The organism is Desulfocurvus vexinensis DSM 17965 (assembly GCF_000519125.1).
Taxonomy (GTDB): domain Bacteria; phylum Desulfobacterota; class Desulfovibrionia; order Desulfovibrionales; family Desulfovibrionaceae; genus Desulfocurvus; species Desulfocurvus vexinensis.
In genome coordinates this window covers 19488-37660 of the sequence record NZ_JAEX01000015.1, presented here as the reverse complement: position 1 = coordinate 37660, position 18173 = coordinate 19488, and the positions used below count along the sequence as shown (strand labels likewise).

Sequence of the window (18173 nt, the reverse complement as noted above, 5' to 3'; positions counted from 1 at the left end):
GCGGCGGAGGCCACACGGTCTCCGCCGCCTCGTTCATCCGACCCCCCCTGCTGCGGGCCCGCCGCCGCGCGGCCCCAGGCAGCCAAGGAGGAGCTTTTCGCCGTGGAAATCCTGATCCAGAACATCATCAACGCGCTCCAGTTCGGCAGCTTCTACGCACTGATCGCGGTGGGCTACACGCTGGTCTACGGCGTGCTTTTGCTCATCAACTTCGCCCATGGCGACATCTTCATGGTCGGCGCGTATATCGCCTTCTTCGTGGCGACATTTTTCCTGGGCGAATACGGGCTCATCAGCCCGGGCGCCATGTCCGGCATGGCGGTGCTCATGCTCTCCATCCCGCTGACCATGGTGCTGACCTCGTGCGTGGGAGTGACCCTGGAGCGCATCGCCTACCGCCCCCTGCGCAACAAGGGCGCGCACAGGCTCTACGTGGTCATCACCGCGCTGATGTGCGGGCTGATCCTGGAGAACGGCAACCTGGCGCTGCTGGGCGCAAGCCGCAAGAAGTTCCCCGAGCTCATCGACAAGGCCGTGTGGACCTTCGGCAACATCTCGGTGACCAACTTGAAGGTCGCGGTCATCTTCACCGCCATCGCCGTCTTCCTTTTCCTGCATTTCGTCGTCACCAGGACCAAGATCGGCATGGCCATGCGCGGCATCTCCTACGACAAGTTCGCCATCCCGCTCATGGGCATCCCCGTGAACACCATCATCGTGTTCACCTTCATCCTGGGCTCGGGCTTCGCGGGGCTGGCGGGCTTCATGTTCGCCATGTCCTATCCGATCCTTGAGCCCTACATGGGCGCGCTCATCGGCTGGAAGGCGTTCATCGCCGCCGTGGTCGGCGGCATCGGCGACATCCGCGGCGCGTTTCTGGGCGGATTCCTGCTCGGCTTCATCGAGATCGGCGTGGTGGCCGTCTTCCCCTCCACCCTGCGCGACATGATGGCGTTTTCCGTGCTGCTGCTCATCCTGTGGTGGAAGCCCACGGGCCTGTTCGGCGTCGCCAAGACCACGAAGATCTAACCCAAGAGACGCTCCACGATGCAGAAATACACCTTCAACGCCTTTTTGGCCGCCGGCGCAATGGCCATTGTGCTCTTCGCACACGCCGGGCACATGGACCTCTACATCCAAAGCGTGCTCATGCTCATGGGCATGAACATCATCCTGGCCACCAGCCTGAACCTGGTCAACGGCTACATGGGTGAGTTCTCCTGCGGGCACGCGGGGTTCATGTGCGTGGGCGCCTACGTCTCGTCCCTGATCACGGTCATCTTCTTCACCAAGGACCGCGTGTTCGGCCCGGCCCTGCTCGACCCCTCCCTGGCCATGTGGTTCTTCCCCGTGGCCGTGCTGGTCGGCGGGGTGGTCGCCGCCCTGGTGGGCCTCGTCGTGGCCCTGCCCTCGTTCAAGACGCGCGGCGACTACCTGGCCATCATCACCCTGGCCGTGAACTACATGGTCATCTCCGGCATCGAGAACATCGACGCCATCGGCGGCCCGCGCGGCTTCTCGGGCATGAAGCGCGTCATCAACTCCATGCACGACACCCTGGACATCCCCTGGATGCTCATCTGGGTGCTGGCCGGCACCGTCTTTTCGGTCTGGCTGCTGCGGCGCTTCGTGGCCTCCACCTACGGCAAGGGCATCATCTCCATCTGCCAGGACGAGGTGGCCGCCGAGATCATGAGCGTGAACACCAACAAGATGAAGCTCATCGCCTTCATGCTCTCCTCGGGCGTGGCGGGCATCGCGGGCGGGCTGTACGCCCACGCCTACGGCTACGTGAACCCGCAAAGCTTCAACATCCTCAAGTCCACCGAATGCATGGTCATGGTCTACCTGGGCGGCATGGGTTCCATGTCCGGCGCGGTGCTGGCCGCCATCCTGTTCACCCTGCTCGTCGAGGCCCTGCGCTTCGGCATCCCCGCCCTGGACGGCGTCATGCACACCGTCGGCCTGCTACCCGACGGCTACGAGATCTCCCAGGTCTGGAAGTGGGTCATCATCCCGCTGATCCTCATCCTGCTCATGCAGTTCCGGCCCGAAGGCATCCTGGGCAACAAGGAGCTTTCCGACGTGTTCCCGCGCCTGCGAAAGTTCTATACCTTCAAGTAACCGCGACCACCGGAGACCGGACCCATGGCTCTGCTGGAAATACAAGGATTGACCCAGAAGTTCGGCGGCCTCCAGGCCGTGTCCGACTTCAACATCGCCATCGAGAAAGGTTCGCTGGTGGGCCTCATCGGCCCCAACGGCGCGGGCAAGACCACCATCTTCAACCTGACCTCCGGGTTCTACCAGCCCACCGAGGGGACCATCACCTTCGACGGCGTGAACACCAAGGGCCTCAAGCCCCACAAGGTCACGGCCCTGGGCGTGGCGCGCACCTTCCAGAACATCCGCCTGTGGCACGACATGTCCGTGCTGGACAACATCCGCATCGCCCAGCACTACCGCATGGGCTACAGCCTGTGGGACTGCTTCGCGCGCACCCGCAACTACCTGTCGCGCGAGCGCGAGATCGACAAGATCGCCTACTCGCTGCTCGAAGCCATGGACCTGCGCGCCTACGCCGACGAGCGGCCCCGCAACCTGCCCTACGGCCTGCAGCGCCGTGTGGAAATCGCCCGGGCCATGTCCATCCAGCCCAAGCTGCTGCTGCTCGACGAGCCCGCCGCGGGGCTGAACTCCGCCGATGTCGAGGGTCTCATCAAGCTCGTGCAGTGGATCCACCGCGAGTTCGACATCACCATCTGGATGATCGAACACCAGATGAAGGTCGTCATGACCCTGTGCTCGGAGATCAAGGTCATCGACTTCGGCGCCACCATCGCCGAGGGCGGGCCCGAGGACATCCAGACCAACCCCAAGGTCATCAAGGCCTACCTGGGAGACGAGAACATCTGATGCTGCTCGAAATCAAGAACCTCTACGTCAAGTACGGCAACATCGAGGCCCTGCACGGCATCTCCTTCACCATGGACGAGGGCGAGATCGTGACCCTCATCGGCTCCAACGGCGCGGGCAAGTCCACCACCCTGCACTCCATCATGCGCCTGCCCCCGCCCGAGGCCCCCAAGGTCATCTCCGGCGACATCCTCTTCAAGGGCCAGTCCATCCTGAACACGCCGCCGCACAAGGTCGTGTCCGACCTGCACGTCGCCCTGACCCCCGAAGGCCGCCACATCTTCGGCAACCTCACGGTCATGGAAAACCTGACCCTGGCGACCTACGCCCGCAAGGACACCGACAACCTGCACCGCGACCTGGAGCGCATCTTCGACCTCTTCCCCCGGCTGGCCGAGCGCCGCAAGCAGCGCTCGGAGTCCCTGTCCGGCGGCGAGCAGCAGATGCTCGCCGTGGGCCGCGCCATCATGAGCGGCTGCAAGGTCCTGCTGCTGGACGAGCCCTCCATGGGCCTGGCGCCGCTGCTCATGTACGAGATGTTCCGCACCCTGAAGCAGCTCAACGAGGAGGGCCTGACCATCCTGCTCGTGGAGCAGAACGCCCGCCTGGCCCTCAAGTTCGCCCACCGGGGCTACGTCATCGACACCGGCGAGATCGTCGCCCACGGCCCCTCGGACACGCTCATGAACGACCCCGAGGTCAAGAAGGCCTACCTCGGCGGCTAGCTAGCGGGGCGCCGCGCCCCCAGTGCCGGGCGGGTGCGCCGGAAAGAACGCCGCACCCGCCCCATCAGAAACCAGCCGGGCCGGATTCCTCCAGGGGAATCCGGCCCGGCTGGCCTTGGCGCCCCGGCCAGGGCGGGCGCGCGGGCAGGGCGCGCACGGATGGTCGCAGGACTTTTCCTGGTCGCAGCGGCAGGGCACGCGCACGCGCGCGGCAGGAAATCCGGCTGCCCGAGGAGATGGCGCGCGGGCAGGCGGCAGGGCGCGCGGGCGGGGCGAAGCGCGAATGCCGTTGGGCGGCAGCCGCCCCCCTGGGGCCGGGCGAACGAGCCGGACAGCCGCCCGGCCCGGAAGCCGCAGGGCCGTGCGAACCCGCGCGCAGGCGCACTACGCGGCGTCCAACCGGGTGCGGGCGACGTCCAGCAGCGCGCGGGCCTGGGCGCGGGATTCGGCGCAGATGGCGGTCAGGTCGGCGCGGGCAAAGGGCGTGATGCCCGGGTTGGAGAGCACGAGAAAAGGCCCGGGGCCGGGGTCCAGCAGGCCACGCAGCCGCGCCAGGACCTGAGCCACGGCCAGGGGGCGGCGCAGGCGCAAGCCCTCGTGCCAGTAGTGGACGGGCTGGTCGCCCAGGCGGGCGGCGCGCAGGCGGCGCACCATGTCGCGCACATAGAGGCTGGCGCCCTTGCGGGGGTTGAAGTCGTTCCAGTGCAGGGTGCCGGAGGCGTCGGCGAGGATGTCGCAGCAGTAGAAGCCCAGGGCGCCGTGGCGGGCGAGGTGCGGGCCCAGGGTCTCCAGCACGGTGCTCCGGGCGGCCTCGGCCAGGGCGGGCTCGCGGCTGGCGGGGTGGGCGGTGCCCCGGTAGGAGTTGTCCACGCTGATGGAATCGAAGACGGACACGTCCGCCACCTGGCCGTCGGCGGTGATTTCCCAGTGCGCGGAAAGCTCGACGCGCAGGGGCTCGATGCGCGTTTCCAGGAACAGGGCCCCGTCGCGCCCGGCAAGGTCGCGCACGGCCAGGGCCAGGGCCTGGGGGTCGGCGGGGGTAGCCATGCCGCCGCAGCCCACGCCGCCCATGCCCGTTTCGGTCTTGACCAGCACCCGCTGGCCCCCGGCCATGAGCGCGGCGCCCTGGCGGACCAGCGCCCCGGGGTCGGGGTCGTGGAACCAGGGCGCGGTGGGCAGGCCGAGTTCGGCGCACAGGCCCTTGAAGGCCAGCTTGCTGGCGTAGGTGCGCGAGAGGTCGAAGTTGCAGTAGGCGGGCACGCCCAGGCCCCGGGCCAGGGCGCGCTCGGGCTCCTCGATGCAGAAGAACTCCAGGCGCACCGGGCCACTGCGGGCAACGGCGCGGATGGCCTCGCAGGCGGCGGGGCTGGCCAGCACCAGCTCGGAGAGGGTCCGCCCGGGGTCGAAGGGCCCCACGGCCATGAGCCGGGGCAGGGAAAAGCCCAGGCCCTGCCAGTAGTCCAGGAAATCCTGGTCCACAGGGTCGGTGGTCAGCACGAGGTGGCCTGCGCCCACCTGGCACAGGCCACCGCGCTGGTCGTAGCGCTGCTCCAGGGCCGAACCGCGCAGCAGCCCGTTGCTCTGGGAGTCGATGATGATCCGCTGCATCCCGGCGCGCGCTCCTCGGGAGTCGGCGCGGGCTAGCGCGCGGGCTCGATCTGCTCGAACACCTCGTCCGCCGCCAGGAGCATGTCCACGGGCGGGTCGAACTGGATGAGCTCCGCCGTCTTGAGGTTGATGGCGATCTTGGGCGGGTCCTCGAAGATCTGGCCCAGGGCGCGGGGCTTGGTGCCGCCCAGGATCTGGCCCACGGTGCGGGCGTAGAACTGGCCGACATACTTGTACCCGGCCAGGGAGATGCTCATCAGCAGGCCCTGGCGGACCTCGTCGGAACCGTTCTGCGAGAAGGTCGGGATGCGCGCGTCCAGGGCGATCTTGACCACCTCGGGCAGGCTGCGCTCGCTGACGCCGCCCTGCACGGTGACGTAGATGGCGTCGGCCTTGGTGGCCAGCTCGCGGAAGCAGGCGATGGCGCTGGCCTCGGCCTCGGCCTTGTCGGCGATGTCGCTCTTGGTGTGGCAGGTGACGATCTGGTAGCCCAGCTCGGGGGCCAGGGCCTCCAGGGCGTCCAGAGCGGCGTAGGTGCGCCCGGCGGGGGTGTCCTCGTAGGCCACGCCGATCTTCTTGAAGCCGACCACGTCGTGGAACACGCGCACCTGTTGCAGGAAGCGCTCGGGGGCGATGCGGGCATGGATGTTGTCGCGCCCGGAGTCGTCGGCGCTCTTGATGATCCCGGCGGTCTGCGGGTTTGCGGTGGCCATGACCACGCAGGGCACGCTGTGCCCGTCCACGGCCAGGTCCTGCCCGGCCCAGGTGCCCAGGGCGAGCATCAGGTCGATGTCGCGCCGCCCGGAGAGGCGCTCCAGGAGCGCGGCGCGGGTGGCCTCGCGGGTGGCGTCGTCCCAGTTGGCGCTGTAGCAGGCGTCGGGCACGAATTCCAGGAAGTCGCTCTTGACGGTGCCCAGCCACTTCCACAGCTCCTGCACGCCCTCGCCCTGCTGGGGCGGCACCTCGGCGAAGTCGAGCCAGCCCAGGTCGCGCAGGCCGTGCAGCAGGGAGATGAAATTCTTCTGGTAGTCGATGTACTCCCCGCCCTCGTAATAGCCGATGCGCCATTTCTGGCCGTTGTTCTTGACGGGTGCGCCGGACGGGTCGGCGGCCAGACAGGCGGGCGCGGCCAGGACCGCGGCCAGGGCCGCCATGGCGATGGCGGCAAGGATGCCCCGGAAGGTTGTACGCATTGGCAGGACTCCGATTGCGATGGCGTTCGGTTGGGCCGGAAGGCTCCGGCAGGGGTTATGGATCATAGTTCTTTTCGGGCCACAAAGAAAGTCCACGGATCGGCGGTGGGCTCGACGCAGACCCGGGCCGCCCCGCGCGCCAGGAAGAAGTCGAGCACGTCGGTGGCGTGGCAGGAATTGCGGTCGCCGCCGGGGTCGCGCCGGGCGTCGAGCACGTCGAGGACCATGCCGGTGCGGCACAGGCCCCAGCAGTGCTCGACCATGCGCTCCAGGCAGGGCGTGGTGCCGCTGGTGCCGATGAGCAGCACCCAGTCGCTGGGGGCGGTCCATTCCATGATGTTGGCCACATGGAAGGCGCGCCCGGGGAAGCGCTCGCGGGCGTGGGCCACGAACTCGGGCACGAGGTCCAGCCCCGTGTAGTCGCACGGGGGCAGCAGCTCCAGCAGGTTGCCGTCGCCGCAGCCCACGTCGAGCACCGTGTTCCCGGGCGCGAGCAGCGGGGCCAGCACCTGCCCGGCGCGCTCCAGGCGGCGGCGGTAGAGGCCCTGGTCGGTGTAGAAGAAGGCGCGGTGGTCGGTGCCGTAGCGGTCCACGCGCTGGCGGTAGGCCTCGCACATGGCGTCCCAGTCGCCCACGTCGCGGCCATCGAGGATGACCCTGTCGCCGTCCCTGACGATGCCCATGCGTCCTCCTAGCCCCGGGGGCCCTTGTAGCGCAGGCAGAGCATGGTGATGTCGTCCGAGGGCGGCTCGTCGCGCACATGGTCGCGCACCGAGGCGCGCACGGCTTCCACCAGGGCGGCGGGCGCGGCATCCTCCGTGGCGGCCACGGTCTCCAGCAGGCGCTCGTCGGTGTACAGCTCGCGCGCGGCGTTCATGGCCTCGGTGACGCCGTCGGTGTAGACGAAGAAGCGGTCCCCGGGCGCCAGGTGCAGGGTCAGCGGCCGGAAGGGCATGTCCTCCATGGCGCCAACCATGGGCCCGCTGATGTCCTTGAGGTAGCGCACGCCGGAGGCGTCCACCAGGATGGGCGGGTTGTGCCCGCCGTTGGCGTAGGCCAGCTCGCCGGTGCGCACGTCGAGCACGCCCAGGAACAGGGTCACGAACATGGAGCGCGGGTTGTCGCGGGAAATAACGTCGTTGACGGCGGCCATGATCTGCTCCGGGTCCCTGCTCTTCTTGGCCTCGGAGCGGATCAGCGTCATGGTGATGGTCATGAACAGCGCGGCGGGCACGCCCTTGTCGGACACGTCGCCCAGGGTCAGGCAGAGGTGGTCCTCATCGATGAAGAAGAAGTCGTAGAGGTCGCCGCCCACCTCCTTGGCCGGTTCGAGCACGGCATAGAGGTCGAACTCCTCGCGCGAGGGGTAGGGCGGGAAGATCTTGGGCAGCAGGCCCATCTGGATCTCATGGGCCACGTTGAGCTCGCTCTCGATGCGCTCGCGGGCGGCGGTGGCATCCATCAGCTCGCGGATGCGCTGGCGCAGGGACTGCTCCATGAACTCGAAGGCCCCGGCCAGACGGCCCACCTCGTCGCCCCGGGCCTTGGCCAGCCCGGCCAGGGGCGAGGCCTCGCGCTCTTCGGCCAGGAAGTCCTGGCGGTGCAGGTCCAGGGCGTAGCCCGCCAGACGCTCCAGGGGCCGGGCGATGCGCGCGGTGACGAGCAGCCCGGCGGCCAGCCCGAGGAAAAGCGCCACGCCGAGCACCCCGGCCAGTTGCGAGAGCAGATGCCGGGCCGGAGCCTCCAGCTCGGCCACGTAGGCCGTGGTCACGATGTACCAGTCCAGGGCCTTGTTGTAGCGCACGAAGGATTCGCGCCTGCCGCTCTGGGCCTCGCCCTCGGGCAGGGAGTACAACGGCCCGTCGATGCCGCTGGCGGCCTGGGCCACGATGTCGTCGAACAGCCGCTTGCCGGTCAGCCCATTGACGGCCAGGGCGAACTCCGGCTCCACGGCCTCGGGGCGGATCAGGGCCTTGCCGTCGCCGGAAAGCACGGCCACGAAACCGCTGTGGGCGATGGTCACCTTGTCCAGGCTTTCGGCCAGGATGCGCACGATCTGGTCGAGCTTGTGCTGCTCGGCGCGCTCGATGTCCTCGATGTCCACGGCGGCGCCGAGCATCCAGTCCCAGGCCGGGTAGTAGGTGAACAAGCCGAAGTTGCGGACCTGCTCGGCCCCGCCGATGCGCTTCCAGTAGTAGGTGGTGCTGGCCGTGCCCTGGCGCCGGGCCTCCTCGCGCATGGAGGCCGTGACCTTGCGGCCCTTGACGTCGGTGAACACCGACAGGTCGGCCCCGACCATCTCCTTTTCGGGGTAGGCCAGGGCGCGGCCCTTGGCGTCGTAGACGAACAGGTATTCGCCCTGGCCCGGGGCCAGGGTGGCGACCCAGTCCAGGGCCTGGGCGCGGGCCTGCTTTTCGGAAATACGCCCGGCGCGGGCCAGCTCGCGGAAGCGGTCCACCCCCGACAGCACCACGGCGTTCAGGCTGGCGAGCTGGGTCTTGAGGGCGCGGACGGTGGCCAGGCGCTCCATGAGCATGCTCTTGTGGCGGCCCTGCACGTCCAGGTCCACCAGGTGCAGGACGTTGCGCGCCGAACGCTGCTCGGCGACGAGCACGGCCCGCTCCACATCGCGCTTGGAAAAGAAACCCACCGCCCCGGCCACTGCGGCCAGGATGACGAGGATCATCAGGGCGATCTTGATCTTGATGGACATCGGGGCCTGCGCCCTCCCTTGGCTTTGGGGCCGCAAAAACCGGCCGGGTGCTGCGAATCGACAGGAATGTACACACATTGGCTCCTGTTGGGAAGCGCGCAAACCTCCGCGCGCCGCAGGGCCCGCAAGCCGCGCCGGGGGCTTGAAATGCATTCATAAATCCTTACAGTATAGGCAAGACCCTCCCTGCGCCCGGGGCGCGGGAGGCACGCCCACCCAAGGAGGCGGATGCGCATGCCCGACCTGAGAATCTGGGGCGAAACCCAGATATCGAAAATGAAGCGCGACATGGACCGGCGGTTCGAAGCCCTGTGCACGGACTTCGGGCTGCCCCCGGCCCGGCCCTTCGGCGAGGCCGGGCTCTCGGTGGAGCAGGACGGCGACGAGCTGGTGGTACGCGTGGCGGCCCCGGGGCTCGACCCGCAGGACATCGGCGTGAGCGTCGCCGGGCGCCGGGTGGCCATCGCCGCCCGCCGCGTGATGCGCACCGGAGCAGGCGTGCGCGCCGAGTCCTTCCGCAAGGAGCTGTACCTGCCCTGCGCCGTGGCCGCCCGCGAGGTCGCGGCCATCTACAGCGACGGCGTCATCGAGATCCGCATCCCCCGGCGCGCCGCAGACGGCTGCGCCCTGCCCCGACCCAGGCCCTGAAGCTCCAGGAGGACCCCATGGCCCGCACCAGAAAGAAGACCCTCGAAGTGCCTGCGGACGCGCTCCGCTGGCGCCTGGACCCTACGGCCCTGCCCTTTGCCAGTACCGACGACCTGGAGCCCCTGGACGAGATCATCGGCCAGGAGCGCGGGGTGGAGGCCTTCCGCTTCGGCATGGGCATGGCCAAGAAGGGTTACAATATCTTCGTCACCGGGCAGCCCGGCAGCGGGCGGCTGGCCACGGTGCGCCGGCTGCTGGCCGAGCTGGCGGCCACGGACGGCGTGCCCGACGACCTGTGCTACGTGAACAACTTCCGCCACCCCGAGCAGCCGGTGCTGCTGCGCTTTGCCGCCGGGCAGGGCGCGCAGTTCAAGGAGGGCATGCGCAAGTTCCTGGACGACGTGCGCCGCGAGGCGCCCCAGCTCTTCGAGAGCGAGGAGTACATCGCGCGCAAGAACGCCATCGCCGAGGCCCACGAACGCCAGGTGCGCGAGTTCTACAAGTCCATCGAGGACAAGGTGAAGGACACCGGGCTCGTGGTGGTGCGCATGCAGATGGGGCCCATCCAGCGGCCCGACCTGGTGCCCCTGGTGGACGGCGAGCCCAGGCGCATGGTGGACCTGGAGGAGATGGTCGAGGCCGGACGCTTCCCCCGCGAGGAATTCGAACGCCTGCGCGACCGGCGCCTGGAGCTCAAGGAGGAGCTCGACGCCATCGTCCAGAAGGTCCGCGAGCTGCACAAGGCCGTGGCCGCCAAGCACGAGGAGGTGGACCGCCTGATGTTCACCACCCTGGCCCGCGAGCACCTGGAGCCGCTTTTCGAACGCTACCCGGACCCCAAGGTCCGGGCCTACCTGGACGCCGTGCTGGAGCACATGGGCAAGAACCTCGACGACATCAAGATGCTCGGCGGCAGCGGCCCGGCGCCCCAGGGCATGCCCTTCATGGCCATGGCGCCCAGCCCCGAGGCCATCCTGCACCCCTATGCCGTGAACCTGCTGGTGGACAACTCCGAGCGCACGGGCCCGCCGGTGGTCGTGGAGTCCTACCCGACCTACCGCAACCTCTTCGGCAGCATCGAGCGCCTGGCCGACCGCATGGGCACCTGGCGCACGGATTTCACCAAGATCAAGGCCGGGTCCTTCGTCAAGGCCAACGGCGGCTATCTGGTCATCAACCTGCTGGACGCCATCATGGAGCCCGGGGTCTGGCAGACCCTCAAGCGCTCCCTGAAGACCGAGACCATCGAGATCGAAACCTACGACCCGTACTATTTCATCTCGTCCACGGGCCTCAAGCCCGAGCCCATCGCCATGGACGTGAAGGTCGTGGTCCTTGGCGACGCGCGCATCTACGCCCTGTTGCGCCACTACGACCCCGACGTGCCCAAGATCTTCAAGGTCCGCGCGGACTACGAGTCCTCCATGGACCGCACGGACCAGACCCTGGACAAGCTGGCCCGCTTCGTGCGCGCCGAGGTGGACAAGCAGGGGCTCTTGCCGTTCGCGGCCTCGGGCGTGGGCGCCGTGGCCGAAGAGGCCGTGCGCATGGCCGGGCGCCAGGAAAAGCTGACCACGGCCTTCCCGGCCCTGGCCGACCTGCTGGCCGAGGCCGACTTCCAGGCCCGAAGCGCCAAGGCCGCGCAGGTGGACGCCGGGCACGTGCTGGCCGCCGTGACCGCGCGCGTGCACCGCTCCAACCAGATGGAGGAGCGCCTCCAGGAGATGATCGACCGCGGCAGCCTGTTCGTGGACGTGGACGGGGCCAAGGTCGGGCAGGTCAACGGGCTGGCCGTCTACTCCCTGGGCGACTACGCCTTCGGCAAGCCCGCGCGCATCACCGCCGCCACGGCCCTGGGCAAGGAGGGCATCATCAACATCGAGCGCGAGGCCGACATGTCCGGCCCCACGCACAACAAGGGCGTGCTCATCCTGGCGGGCTACCTGCGCGAACGCTTCGCCCAGGACAAGCCCCTGACCCTGGCGGCCAGCATCGCCTTCGAGCAGTCCTACGGCGGCATCGACGGCGACTCGGCCTCGTCCACCGAGCTGTACGCCCTGCTCTCCAGCCTCGCGGACCTGCCCCTGCGCCAGGACATCGCCGTCACCGGCTCGGTGAACCAGAAGGGCGAAATCCAGCCCATCGGCGGGGTCAACGAGAAGATCGAGGGCTTCTACCAGTGCTGCCAGCGCGCCGGGCTCACGGGCCGCCAGGGCGTGATGATCCCCAAGGCCAACGTCAAGGACCTCATGCTGCGCCCCGAGGTGGTCCGGGCCGTGGAGCAGGGCCGCTTCCACGTCTACGCCGTGCAGACGGTGGAAGAGGGCGTCGAGCTGCTCACGGGCACCCCGGCGGGCACGCGCACCAAGGCCGGCGGCTGGACCAAGGGTTCGGTGTTCGCCCTGGCCGACGCCCGGCTGCGCGAACTGGGCGACACCCTGCGCCGCTGGGGCAAGACCGGGGACGACAACGGCCCGGCCCCCAAGGGCACCAAGGCGCGCCAGAAGCCCAAGGCCCCCAAGGGCGCGCCCGAAGCCTAGCAGGCCGCCCCGCAACGGCAACCGGCCGCCGTGCGAGGAAAAATCCACACCCCCGCGCCTGCCGCACGGCGCGGGGGCCGTGGATTTTTCTTGCGCCGCCCGCCCGGGCGTGGTGCGCGCCCCGCGCAAAGCCTTCTGCGCCAGCCGCCCGGGCGGGGCGCACCGCCCCGGCCCCCCGCGCCCAGGGCCCCGCGCGCCGGATTTGCGCTTGCCCTGCCCCGCGCCCGGGCCGTATCCTGCCCCGGTGCACCAGGAGGGCACCCATGATCGTCACCAATATCGAGACCGTGCCGGGCCGGACCATCGTCGAGCACTACGGGCTGGTCACCGGCAGCACCATCCGCGCGCGCAACGTGTTCATCGACATCCTGTGCTACCTGAAAAACCTCGTGGGCGGCGAGCTCAAGGGCTATTCGGCCCTGCTGCGCGACTCCCAGCGCCAGGCCGTGGAGCGCATGGTGGCCCAGGCCGCGGAAATGGGCGCCAACGCCGTGGTCAACGTGCGCTTCTCCACCTCGTCGGTGACCAGCGGGGCCGCCGAGATCTACGCCTACGGCTCCGCCGTGCGCGTGGAATAGCCCGGCCATGGAGAACCTGATCCTCGTCGCGGCGGGCCTGTTGCTGGGGCTGGTGGCCGGGTCGTTCAACGAGCGCCGCCACTACCGCTCCATCGTCCGGCGCGAGCGCGCCCTCATGCACATCCCGGCCCTGACGGTGCGCACCCTGCCCGTGCCCGGAGCGCGCGTGGAGGCCGTGGCCTTCGTCTGCGGCTCCATGGTCGTGTCCGTTGACTATTTCAAGCGCTTCACGGCCTGGCTGCGCACGCTGCTGGGCGGCCCGGTGCGCTCCTACGAGCCGCTGCTGGACCGCGCCCGGCGCGAAGCCCTGCTGCGCATGAAGGAGCTGGCCCCCGACGCCGACATGTTCCTGGGCGTGCGCATCGAAACCTCCAGCGTCAGCGACTCGTCGGGCAGCAGGCGCATCGGCTCGGCGGAGGCCATCGCCTACGCCACGGCCATCCGCCTGCGCAGGAGCTAGGGTGCGCCTGATCCCCCGCCTGCCCCAGGGCAACGTCAACGTCTCGCAGGCCTCCCTGTTGCGCGACTTCGCCCTGCCCCTGGCCGGGGTGGCCGCCGTGGCCGCCCTGCTCTACGTGCTGCTGGGCCTGGCCGTGGACGTGCTGGCCCCGCGCATCCCGCCCGACCTGGAGCGGCGCATGGCCCGCCATCTGGTGGACGGCCACCCCCTGCTGCGCGAGGCCCGCCCCGCCCCGCCCGCCCTGGCCGAACTGGCCGAGCGCACGCGCCAGGCCCTGGGCACCGTGCCCCACGCCGTGGACCTGCGCGTGCTGGCCTCGGGCGAGGTCAACGCCTTCGCCCTGCCCGGGGGCCGCGTGGTGCTGACCACGGGGCTGCTCCAGGCCCTGGAATACGAAAACGAGCTGGTCTTCACCCTGGGCCACGAAATGGGCCACCTGGCGGCCCGCGACCACCTGCGCGGGCTGGGGCGCGGGCTGGTGCTGGCGGCCCTGGCCACGCTGCTCTCGGGCGACGGCGACGGCCTGGGCGGCCTGCTGGAAGGCATGCTCGACCTGGGCGGGCGCCGCTTCTCGCGGGCCCAGGAGCTGGCCGCCGACCAGGCCGGGCTGGACGCCGTGGCGGCCCTTTACGGCCATGCGGGCGGGCTGGAGAAGTTCTTCGACCGCCTGGGCGACGAGGGCAGCGGCGGCCTGGCCGCCCTGGGCCGCACCCACCCCGAGGCCCCCCGGCGCCTGGCGGCCCTGGAGGCGGCCATCCGCCGCCGGGCCCTGCCCGTGGCCGCCCCCCTGCCCCTGCGCCTGCCCCGCTTGTAAACCCCCCGGGCGGCGCCGGGTTCTTCCCGCAGGCCATTTCCATTGCCGCGACCCCGCAGCCGGTGATAGTATTGCCAAATGTCCGCTCCGTCCGCTCCGTCCGGCCCGGGCCCCGGCGCCCGCCCGTCCGGCCCCCGCGCCCCGCTGCGCGCCAGCTCCCTGCCCGTGGCCCTGGCGGCGGTCATCGGGGTCGCCCTGTCCGTGGCGGCCTTCGTCAGTATCGAGCTACGCGAGCGTCATGTCGTACGCCAGGAATTCGCCAGCGCGGCCCAGGGCATGTTCACCAACGTGCGCAAGAGCACCGACCAGGCCCTGCTGCTCACCGAGGCCCTGCACAGCTTCTTCAACGTCAGCGAAAATATTTCACGCAATGATTTCGCTGGCTTCGTCCTTGGCACTGGGGACTACCTGACGGGCATCCAGGCCCTGCAGTGGCTGCCCAGGATCGCCCGCGCCGAGCGCCCGGCCTACGAGGCCCGGGTCCGGGCCGAGGGCCTGGAGGGCTACCGCATCACCGAGCAGGACGCCCAGGGCAACCTCGTGCCCGCAGGCGAACGCGACGAGTACTTCCCCATCCACTACGTCCAGCCCCGGGCCGGAAACGAGGCCGTGCGCGGCTTCGACGCCCAGTCCAAGCCCACCCCGGGCGAACCGCGCCTGGCCGCCCGCGACAGCGGCGAGCTGCGCGCCTCGGGCCGCTTCACCCTCATCCAGGAGACGGGCCGCCAGTTCGGGCTGATCCTGGTGCGCGCCGTCTACGAGCGCCACGCCCCCACAGCCACGCTGCAGGACCGCCGGCGCAACCTGCGCGGCTACATCCAGCTCGTGCTGCGCGGGGGCGACTTCCTCGAATCGTCCATGACCTCGGCCAAGGCCCGGGGTCTGGCCCTGTCCATGCACGACATGAGCGCCCCCGAAAATGAGCGCTTCCTGCACGCCTTCCAGGCCGAAGACATCGACCTCGACCACCCCCCCCAGGGGCTGGTGGCCGTCCGCGACATGGACATCGGCGGGCGCATCTGGCGCGTGACCTGCCTGGCCCGCCCGGAGTTCCTGGCCCTGTTCAGCACCCGCTACTCCTACCTCGCCGGCGGGGGCGGGCTGCTGCTCACCGCCGCCCTGTGCGCCTACCTGCTGGCCATCCTGGACCAGAACCGCAGGACCAACGCCCTGGTGGCCCTGCGCACGGCGGAGCTCCACCAGGCCAAGGAGCAGGCCGACAAGGCCAGCCAGGCCAAGAGCGACTTCCTGGCCAACATGAGCCACGAGATCCGCACGCCCCTGAACGGTATCATCGGCCTGACCGAACTGGCCCTGCGCACCGGGCTTTCCCCGCGCCAGCAGGACTACCTGCGCAAGATCGACCAGTCCTCGCGGCTGCTGCTGGGCATCATCAACGACATCCTGGACTTCTCGCGCATCGAGGCAGGCCGCCTGGCCACCGAGCGCATCGCCTTCCGCCTGGACGAACTGACCGAGCGGGTGCATGCCCAGTTCAGCGAACGCATGGCGGCCAAGGGCCTGCTCTTCTCCGTGGAGCTGGCCCCCGGGCTCCCGGCCCTGGCCAGCGGCGACCCCCTGCGCCTGGAGCAGGTGCTGGTGAACCTGGTGGGCAACGCTCTCAAGTTCACGGCCCACGGTTCCGTGACCCTGCGTGTGGACCCCGCCCCCTCCGGCGCCCCGCCCGGCGGGGTCCGCTTCTGCATTGAGGACACGGGCATCGGCATCGCCCATGGAGACCTGGCCGGGATATTCGAGTCCTTCACCCAGGCCGACCCGTCCATCACCCGCCAGTACGGCGGCTCGGGCCTGGGGCTGGCCATCAGCCGCGGGCTCGTGGAGATGATGGGCGGCACCATCACGGTGCAAAGCGCCCCGGGCCGGGGCAGCACGTTCTGCGTCATCGTGCCTCTGCCCGGCGCCGAGGGCGGCGAGGGCCGCTCCGGGCCCCGGCCAGCCGCCGCGCCGCCCGCGCCGGACGCCGCCGCCCGCGCCGGGCTGTCCGGCCGCGTCCTGCTGGTGGAGGACAACCCCATCAACCAGCAGGTGGCCACGGAGCTGCTCGCCGCCGAAGGGCTCGTCGTGGATGTGGCCGAAAACGGCGCCCGGGCCCTGGAGATGCTCGCCCGAAGCCCTGGCTACGGCGCGGTGTTCATGGACGTGCAGATGCCGGTGATGGACGGCTACGCCGCCACCCGGGCCATCCGCGCCACCCCGGGCCTGGAAGGCCTGCCCATTGTGGCCATGACCGCCCACGCCATGGCCGACGACCGCCAGCGCTGCCTGGACGCGGGCATGGACGACTACCTGGCCAAGCCGCTGGACGTGGGCGAGGTCCGCCGCGTGCTGCGCCGCTGGGCCGCAGGGGAAGAGCGCGCCCCGGCCATCCCGGGCGCGGCGCCGCCGCCCGCCGCCCCGGGCCTCGACCTGCCCGCCGCCCTGGAACGCCTGGGCGGCAACGCCGCCCTGCTGCACAAGCTGCTGGACGATTTCTTCACGGCCCACGGCGACGCGTCCGGGGCCATCGCCCGCAGCCTGGGCGCTGGCGACAGGGAAGCCGCCCTGCGCGAGGCGCATACCGTCAAGGGCGTGGCGGCCAACCTCGGGCTCATGGCCGTGGCCGAATCCGCCGCCGCCCTGGAGGCCGACCTCAAAGCGCCCCGGGCCCGCGAGGCTGGCCTCGACGCTCTGGCCGACGCCCTGCGGCTGGCCCGCGACAGGACCCGGGAACTGGCCCCTGCGCCTGCCAGCCCGCCGCCCGCCGGGGCCCCGGGCCCGCAGGAGACCCCCGGCGACCCCGGCGCGCTGCTGGAAGCCGTGGCCGGGCTGGTGGCCAGCCACGATTTCACGGCAGCCCGGGCCGCCGCCGGGCTGCGGCCCGCCCTGCGCGCCGCCGGGCTGGACGCCCAGGCCCAGAGCCTGGAGGACGCCCTGGCCCGCTACGACTACCACGCGGCGGCGGCGGCCATCGAGGCCCTGCGCGCCCGCATCCTCCCGCCCCAGGAGAACGGACAATGACCGACCAACGCCGCAAGGTGCTCCTCGTGGACGACTCCCCGCTGAACATCACCATCCTCGGGGAAGCCCTGGCCAAGGACTACGAAATCGCCGTGGCCACCAACGGCGCCGACGCCCTGGTCATGGCCGCCGGGCCGCGCCCGCCGGACCTGATCCTGCTGGACATCATCATGCCGGGCATGGACGGCATGGAGGTCTGCGCGGCCCTGAAGGCCGACCCGCTGACCAGCGACGTCCCGGTGATCTTCATCACCGCCATGACCACCGAGGAGGACGAGACCAGGGGCCTGGCCGCCGGGGCCGTGGACTACATCACCAAGCCCTTCAGCATCCCCATCGTCAAGGCCCGGGTGCGCACCCATGTGGAGCTCAAGGCCCAGCGCGACCTGCTGCGCGAGTTGTCCACCATCGACGGACTGACCGGCATCGCCAACCGCCGCCGCCTGGACGAGTTCTGCGCCCGGGAGTGGAAGCGCGCCCAGCGCGCGGGGGCGCCCCTGTCGGTGGTCATGGCCGACATCGACCACTTCAAGGCCTACAACGACACCTACGGCCACGCCGCGGGCGATGACTGCCTGCGGGCCGTGGCCCAGGCCCTGGGGCGGGCCGTCCAGCGCCCCACCGACCTCGTGGCCCGCTACGGCGGCGAGGAGTTCGCCGCCGTGCTGCCGGACACCGACGCCCAGGGCGCCCGGCACATCGCCGAGGCCATGCGCCAGGCCGTGGCCGATCTGGCCCTGGAGCACACGGCCTCCAGCGTGGCCGCCCATGTGACCATCAGCGCAGGCACGGCCACGGCAGTGGCCGCCTCCGGGGCGACCCTGGAAGGGCTGTTCGCCGCTGCCGACGAACGGCTCTACGCAGCCAAGCAGCAGGGCCGCAACCGGGTCGAGGCCGGCCCCGGCGCAGACTGACCATCGCCCCGCCCCCGGACCCCAGGCGCAGCAGGGGCCGCCCTCC

At 70.3% G+C, this 18173-nt stretch carries 15 protein-coding genes; 11 read left to right on the top strand and 4 right to left on the bottom strand.

Annotated elements, in window-relative coordinates:
- The first annotated feature begins 102 nt into the window (after positions 1-102).
- Genes G495_RS0110850 through G495_RS0110835 form a run of 4 tightly spaced genes read left to right on the top strand, consistent with a single transcriptional unit; the run spans position 103 to position 3641 of the window.
- Positions 103-1029, top strand: a complete 927-nt coding sequence (locus G495_RS0110850) for a branched-chain amino acid ABC transporter permease (protein WP_028587829.1) — start codon at positions 103-105, stop codon at positions 1027-1029.
- A gap of 18 nt (positions 1030-1047) precedes the next feature.
- Positions 1048-2124: a branched-chain amino acid ABC transporter permease gene (locus G495_RS0110845; RefSeq protein WP_028587828.1), complete on the top strand. Its 1077-nt coding sequence runs from the start codon at positions 1048-1050 to the stop codon at positions 2122-2124.
- Between the two features lie 24 nt (positions 2125-2148).
- The gene (locus G495_RS0110840) at positions 2149-2916 is read left to right on the top strand and encodes an ABC transporter ATP-binding protein (RefSeq protein WP_028587827.1); all 768 of its coding nucleotides are present in this window, start codon (positions 2149-2151) and stop codon (positions 2914-2916) included.
- Positions 2916-3641: an ABC transporter ATP-binding protein gene (locus tag G495_RS0110835; RefSeq protein ID WP_028587826.1), complete on the top strand. Its 726-nt coding sequence runs from the start codon at positions 2916-2918 to the stop codon at positions 3639-3641. Before G495_RS0110840 ends, G495_RS0110835 begins: the two co-directional genes overlap by 1 nt.
- Before the next feature lie 384 nt (positions 3642-4025).
- Here G495_RS0110835 and G495_RS0110830 read toward each other — a convergent pair whose 3' ends face one another.
- The 4 genes from G495_RS0110830 to G495_RS0110815 form a co-directional block, all read right to left on the bottom strand.
- Positions 4026-5249, bottom strand: coding sequence for a preATP grasp domain-containing protein (locus G495_RS0110830; RefSeq protein WP_028587825.1), 1224 nt, complete (start codon positions 5247-5249; stop codon positions 4026-4028).
- Between the two features lie 32 nt (positions 5250-5281).
- Positions 5282-6442 carry an ABC transporter substrate-binding protein gene (locus tag G495_RS0110825; RefSeq protein WP_035251799.1) on the bottom strand — a complete coding sequence of 387 codons (1161 nt, stop codon included), beginning with the start codon at positions 6440-6442 and terminating at the stop codon, positions 5282-5284.
- Positions 6443-6504: 62 nt separating this feature from the next.
- Positions 6505-7125: a class I SAM-dependent methyltransferase gene (locus tag G495_RS0110820; protein WP_028587823.1), complete on the bottom strand. Its 621-nt coding sequence runs from the start codon at positions 7123-7125 to the stop codon at positions 6505-6507.
- Between the two features lie 8 nt (positions 7126-7133).
- Positions 7134-9155 (bottom strand): SpoIIE family protein phosphatase, encoded by a 2022-nt coding sequence (locus G495_RS0110815; protein ID WP_028587822.1) that lies wholly within the window; start codon positions 9153-9155, stop codon positions 7134-7136.
- Between the two features lie 234 nt (positions 9156-9389).
- Between G495_RS0110815 and G495_RS0110810 the strand changes: the two genes are divergently transcribed.
- The 7 genes from G495_RS0110810 to G495_RS0110780 all read left to right on the top strand — a co-directional run bounded on the left by G495_RS0110810 (position 9390) and on the right by G495_RS0110780 (position 18127).
- On the top strand, positions 9390-9803 hold the full coding sequence (locus G495_RS0110810) for an Hsp20/alpha crystallin family protein (RefSeq protein ID WP_169734375.1): 414 nt from the start codon (positions 9390-9392) through the stop codon (positions 9801-9803).
- A gap of 17 nt (positions 9804-9820) precedes the next feature.
- Entirely contained in the window at positions 9821-12343 is a 2523-nt protein-coding gene (locus G495_RS18710) for a Lon protease family protein (RefSeq protein WP_051445283.1), read from the top strand.
- A gap of 263 nt (positions 12344-12606) precedes the next feature.
- A complete protein-coding gene (locus G495_RS0110800) occupies positions 12607-12921 on the top strand; it encodes a YbjQ family protein (protein ID WP_035251796.1) in 315 nt (104 codons plus the stop codon).
- 7 nt (positions 12922-12928) lie between these two features.
- Positions 12929-13381 (top strand): YbjQ family protein, encoded by a 453-nt coding sequence (locus tag G495_RS0110795; protein ID WP_028587820.1) that lies wholly within the window; start codon positions 12929-12931, stop codon positions 13379-13381.
- Position 13382: 1 nt separating this feature from the next.
- Positions 13383-14195: a M48 family metallopeptidase gene (locus G495_RS20415; protein WP_051445282.1), complete on the top strand. Its 813-nt coding sequence runs from the start codon at positions 13383-13385 to the stop codon at positions 14193-14195.
- Positions 14196-14273: 78 nt separating this feature from the next.
- Positions 14274-17213, top strand: a complete 2940-nt coding sequence (locus tag G495_RS20410) for a CHASE domain-containing protein (protein ID WP_156939679.1) — start codon at positions 14274-14276, stop codon at positions 17211-17213.
- Positions 17210-18127, top strand: a complete 918-nt coding sequence (locus tag G495_RS0110780) for a diguanylate cyclase domain-containing protein (RefSeq protein ID WP_028587819.1) — start codon at positions 17210-17212, stop codon at positions 18125-18127. The genes G495_RS20410 and G495_RS0110780 overlap by 4 nt, the downstream gene beginning before the upstream one ends.
- The last annotated feature ends 46 nt before the right edge of the window (positions 18128-18173 follow it).

What these genes read in the sequence shown, in the direction of transcription:
- G495_RS0110845 (WP_028587828.1), top strand. Translation starts at nt 1,048, where the DNA reads ATGCAGAAATACACCTTCAACGCCTTTTTGGCCGCCGGCGCAATGGCC.
- G495_RS0110840 (WP_028587827.1), top strand. Translation starts at nt 2,149, where the DNA reads ATGGCTCTGCTGGAAATACAAGGATTGACCCAGAAGTTCGGCGGCCTC.
- G495_RS0110835 (WP_028587826.1), top strand. Translation starts at nt 2,916, where the DNA reads ATGCTGCTCGAAATCAAGAACCTCTACGTCAAGTACGGCAACATCGAG.
- G495_RS0110830 (WP_028587825.1), bottom strand. Translation starts at nt 5,249, where the DNA reads ATGCAGCGGATCATCATCGACTCCCAGAGCAACGGGCTGCTGCGCGGT.
- G495_RS0110825 (WP_035251799.1), bottom strand. Translation starts at nt 6,442, where the DNA reads ATGCGTACAACCTTCCGGGGCATCCTTGCCGCCATCGCCATGGCGGCC.
- G495_RS0110820 (WP_028587823.1), bottom strand. Translation starts at nt 7,125, where the DNA reads ATGGGCATCGTCAGGGACGGCGACAGGGTCATCCTCGATGGCCGCGAC.
- G495_RS0110815 (WP_028587822.1), bottom strand. Translation starts at nt 9,155, where the DNA reads ATGTCCATCAAGATCAAGATCGCCCTGATGATCCTCGTCATCCTGGCC.
- G495_RS0110810 (WP_169734375.1), top strand. Translation starts at nt 9,390, where the DNA reads ATGCCCGACCTGAGAATCTGGGGCGAAACCCAGATATCGAAAATGAAG.
- G495_RS18710 (WP_051445283.1), top strand. Translation starts at nt 9,821, where the DNA reads ATGGCCCGCACCAGAAAGAAGACCCTCGAAGTGCCTGCGGACGCGCTC.
- G495_RS0110800 (WP_035251796.1), top strand. Translation starts at nt 12,607, where the DNA reads ATGATCGTCACCAATATCGAGACCGTGCCGGGCCGGACCATCGTCGAG.
- G495_RS0110795 (WP_028587820.1), top strand. Translation starts at nt 12,929, where the DNA reads ATGGAGAACCTGATCCTCGTCGCGGCGGGCCTGTTGCTGGGGCTGGTG.
- G495_RS20410 (WP_156939679.1), top strand. Translation starts at nt 14,274, where the DNA reads ATGTCCGCTCCGTCCGCTCCGTCCGGCCCGGGCCCCGGCGCCCGCCCG.
- G495_RS0110780 (WP_028587819.1), top strand. Translation starts at nt 17,210, where the DNA reads ATGACCGACCAACGCCGCAAGGTGCTCCTCGTGGACGACTCCCCGCTG.